Origin of the sequence: Ectopseudomonas oleovorans (assembly GCF_003052605.1) — a bacterium.
Classification (GTDB): Bacteria; Pseudomonadota; Gammaproteobacteria; order Pseudomonadales; family Pseudomonadaceae; genus Aquipseudomonas; species Aquipseudomonas oleovorans_A.
Genome location: NZ_QASO01000140.1, coordinates 1 through 509, shown reverse-complemented (window position 1 = coordinate 509; position 509 = coordinate 1). Strand labels below are relative to the sequence as shown.

The 509-nt window shown below is 52.8% G+C and carries 1 protein-coding gene; it reads left to right on the top strand.

Going from position 1 to position 509, the window contains the following annotated elements; translation table 11 throughout:
- On the top strand, window positions 1-429 hold a 429-nt coding region (tnpA, locus tag DBO86_RS25170), incomplete at its 5' end, for an IS200/IS605 family transposase (protein WP_146173169.1).
- Window positions 430-509 lie beyond the last annotated feature (80 nt).

The window sequence follows — 509 nt, the reverse complement described above, 5'->3', positions numbered from 1 at the left end:
GATTACAGATACGGCAGTCATACGGTCTACCAGATCGAGTATCACTTTGTTTGGGTGACTAAGTACCGATACAAGGTGCTCAGCGGTGAGGTTGCTGAGCGAGTGCGAGAGCTGGTGAGACAGACGTGCGAAGCATTTGAAATTCGGATTGTGAAAGGTGTGGTGAGCAAGGATCACGTGCATATTCTGGTGAGCAGTCCGCCGAATTTGGCGCCGAGTGAGATCATGAGGCGGATCAAGGGGCGTACGGCGAGCAAGCTTTTCGAGGAGTTTCCCCATCTGAAAAAGCGCTATTGGGGGCAGCATTTTTGGGCTCGCGGGTACTTTTGCGCGACGGTTGGGCAGATGACGGAAGAGATGATCAAGCAGTATCTGGAGCATCATTTTGAGCCGAGCCCGAACGATAATTTCAGGATGGAGCCTGACTGATCCGACGCGTCGTTCAGTCGACGCGTATCCGGACTTTCAGTCCGTAAGTCACTAACCCACCGACTTCAGTCGGTGGTTGT